Annotated in this window: 4 protein-coding genes; 2 read left to right on the top strand and 2 right to left on the bottom strand. The window is 59.5% G+C overall.

The window, feature by feature from the left end:
• The first annotated feature begins 41 nt into the window (after window positions 1-41).
• Window positions 42-1406 carry a formimidoylglutamate deiminase gene (locus DBR24_RS29245; protein WP_123470682.1) on the top strand — a complete coding sequence of 455 codons (1365 nt, stop codon included), beginning with the start codon at window positions 42-44 and terminating at the stop codon, window positions 1404-1406.
• 122 nt (window positions 1407-1528) lie between these two features.
• On the opposite strand, the gene DBR24_RS29240 is transcribed toward DBR24_RS29245, so the two are convergent.
• Window positions 1529-2098 (bottom strand): lipocalin family protein, encoded by a 570-nt coding sequence (locus DBR24_RS29240; protein ID WP_123470680.1) that lies wholly within the window; start codon window positions 2096-2098, stop codon window positions 1529-1531.
• 31 nt (window positions 2099-2129) lie between these two features.
• Window positions 2130-2384 carry a hypothetical protein gene (locus tag DBR24_RS29235; protein ID WP_007952486.1) on the bottom strand — a complete coding sequence of 85 codons (255 nt, stop codon included), beginning with the start codon at window positions 2382-2384 and terminating at the stop codon, window positions 2130-2132.
• Window positions 2385-2665: 281 nt separating this feature from the next.
• Here DBR24_RS29235 and DBR24_RS34325 point away from each other — a divergent pair.
• Window positions 2666-2841, top strand: a 176-nt coding sequence (locus DBR24_RS34325; RefSeq protein ID WP_256591961.1) for a hypothetical protein, incomplete at its 3' end; no start/stop codon positions are given.

Raw genomic sequence — 2841 nt, 5'->3', positions numbered from 1 at the left:
GTATATGTATATACAAATAACACACGATGGGGTGCTGAACCATGTCCGCCTTCTTTGCCGAACGCGCGCTGCTGCCTAACGGATGGGCCAACCATGTACGTCTTGAGGTCAACGCCGATGGCGTGTTGACCCAAATCCAGGCCGATTCCACCGCAGATGGCGCCGAGCGGCTGAGCGGCCCGTTGCTGCCGGGGATGCCCAACCTGCACTCCCACGCCTTCCAGCGTGCGATGGCCGGACTGGCCGAAGTGGCCGGCAATCCCAACGACAGTTTCTGGACCTGGCGCGACCTGATGTATCGGCTGGTCGGAAAAATCAGTCCGGATCAGCTCGGGGTGATCGCCCGTCAGTTGTACATCGAGATGCTCAAGGCCGGTTATACCTCGGTCGCCGAATTCCATTACGTGCACCACGACCACAACGGCCAGCCTTACGCCGACCCGGCTGAACTGGCGCTGCGCATCAGCCAGGCCGCAAGTGACAGCGGCATCGGCCTGACCCTGCTGCCGGTGCTCTACAGCCATTCGGGTTTTGGCGGGCAGACGCCGAACGACGGCCAGCGTCGCTTTATCAACAGCACCGAAAATTACCTGAATCTGCAATCGCGCTTGCAGCCATTACTGGCGCAGCAAAAGGCGCAATCGCTGGGCCTGTGCTTTCACTCGTTGCGCGCGGTGACCCCGCAGCAGATCAGCGAAGTGCTGGCCGCCAGCGACCAACAGTGCCCGGTGCACATTCACATCGCCGAACAGCAGAAGGAAGTCGATGACTGCCTGAGCTGGAGCGGACGGCGTCCGTTGCAATGGCTCTACGAAAATACTGAAGTCGATCAGCGCTGGTGCCTGGTCCACGCGACTCACGCCAACCCTGAAGAAGTCACGCTGATGGCCAAGAGTCGCGCCATCGCCGGCCTGTGTCTGACCACCGAAGCCAACCTCGGCGACGGGATTTTCCCGGCGGTGGATTTCCTCGCCCAGGGTGGGCGCATGGGTATCGGTTCCGACAGCCATGTGTCGCTCAGCGTGGTCGAGGAATTGCGTTGGCTGGAATATGGCCAGCGCCTGCGTGATCAACGGCGTAACCGTTTGTATGGCGCGGATCAGCCGATGGTCGGGCGTACGTTGTATGACGCAGCGCTGGACGGTGGTGCGCAGGCGTTGGGGCAACCGATTGGTGCGCTGGCGGTTGGCAAGCGTGCGGACTGGATTGTGCTCGATGGCAACGATCCGTATCTGGCCACGGCCACGGGTGACGGGATCTTGAATCGGTGGTTGTTCGCCGGTGGCGATCGTCAGGTGCGCGATGTGCTGGTCAACGGCCAGTGGGTGGTGCGTGACGGCCGGCATGCCGGCGAAGAAGACAGCGCCCGCGCCTTCACCCAGGTCCTGCGCGACCTTTTAGGCTGACACAAAACAAAAATGTGGGAGCGAGCTTGCTCGCGAAGAGGCCGTATCAGTCGACTGAAATGTTGACTGATACACCGCTTTCGCGAGCAAGCTCGCTCCCACATTTTGATGGGTGGCGATGCTTAATTCGAAGTCTTGGCCATCTGCCGATCCGACGTTCGCCAGATCAATCGCGTGGTGTCATACCCCTGCTGCCGCGCCTTGCTCAGCAGTTCTTCACGCACCACACCGTTGACGGTCGGCGTGCGCGACAACAGCCACATGTACTTGCGACTCGGATCGCCGACGATGGCAGTCTTGTAGTCATCGCTGACGTACAACACCCAGTATTCGCCTTTCGCCACACCCGGAATCAGCCGCGAGAACCAGGTATCGAACTCGACCCACAGCTTGTCGGTCTTGCCCGGCACCTGTGGATAAGCCTTGCCCTTGGCCTCTTCCCACTGCCACTGCGACGTCAGGCAGCGATTGAGCACCGCGACGTTACCGTCAGGCTGGAGGGTGTAATGGGCTTCGGATTGCGCGCAATTGCGCTGGAAGTACATTGGCAAGCGCGCCAGTTCGTACCAGGTGCCCTGGTAACGCTTGAGATTGACACTGTTGGCCGTCTTCGGCGCCAACGGGTCGACGCCTGAAGTGGCGCAGCCGGCCAACACCAGGCCGGCAAAAAGGATCAACAATAACCGCTTCATTTTTTCTTCTCCGTGGGCGCGAAGCCCCGGTTTACTTCAGGCCTTGGCCGGAAAACATCAGCACTTTGTCACCGGCGTACTGCACGCTGATAAAGCTGTTCTTGTCGCCCCAGGTGCAACTGGACATGCCGAGCGCGCCCGAGCAGTCGGTGGGTTTGCCGAGCAAGGTCTCAACCTCGGCCTTGGCCATGCCGGCCGAGAGCTTCGAGTAGTTTTCCTGGTTGACCTTGCTGCATGCGGCCAACAGCACGCAAAACGACAACAGGGCGATAGATCGCAGCGACATGGTGTAACTCCTGGAACGAGGGGGGATGGCAGGGTGCCAACCAGAAGCTTAGAAGAGAAAACCTTCTTCTGGTTCCCTGTACGGACGGCTATTTATTAGCCCGCCCGTCTGGCTTTTGCCGATAAATCAGACACCTTGTGGGCCTGGTGCGCATTTCGTCGCATTTCACGAAAACCGCCTAATCTTTGGCGCGCCGCGGTCGAAATAAGAGCAGCGCAAAGCCCCCGAGTGTGGCAAATTGCCGCCCTTTCTTGACCAGTCCCCTCGCGGTAGTTCATTCGATGACCAGAAACATGAAATTCAGCCACAAGATCTTGTTGGCTGCCGCCCTCGTGGTGGCCATTGCGTTCGCCTGTTTCATTTTGTTCAACGATTACCGACAACGCGAAGCCCTGAGCAGCAGCACCGAAGCGTCGATGCAGGAACTGGGCAGCTTGACCACCAGCAACATCCAGAC

The organism is Pseudomonas sp. HMWF006 (assembly GCF_003061205.1).
Taxonomy (GTDB): Bacteria; Pseudomonadota; Gammaproteobacteria; order Pseudomonadales; family Pseudomonadaceae; genus Aquipseudomonas; species Aquipseudomonas monsensis.
Note: the sequence above shows the minus strand (reverse complement) of the source record. Positions and strands in the feature narration are given on the sequence as shown.

Bases quoted from the DNA above. Each gene is read 5' to 3' on its own strand.
- DBR24_RS29245 (WP_123470682.1), top strand. From the start codon at position 42: ATGTCCGCCTTCTTTGCCGAACGCGCGCTGCTGCCTAACGGATGGGCC.
- DBR24_RS29240 (WP_123470680.1), bottom strand. From the start codon at position 2,098: ATGAAGCGGTTATTGTTGATCCTTTTTGCCGGCCTGGTGTTGGCCGGC.
- DBR24_RS29235 (WP_007952486.1), bottom strand. From the start codon at position 2,384: ATGTCGCTGCGATCTATCGCCCTGTTGTCGTTTTGCGTGCTGTTGGCC.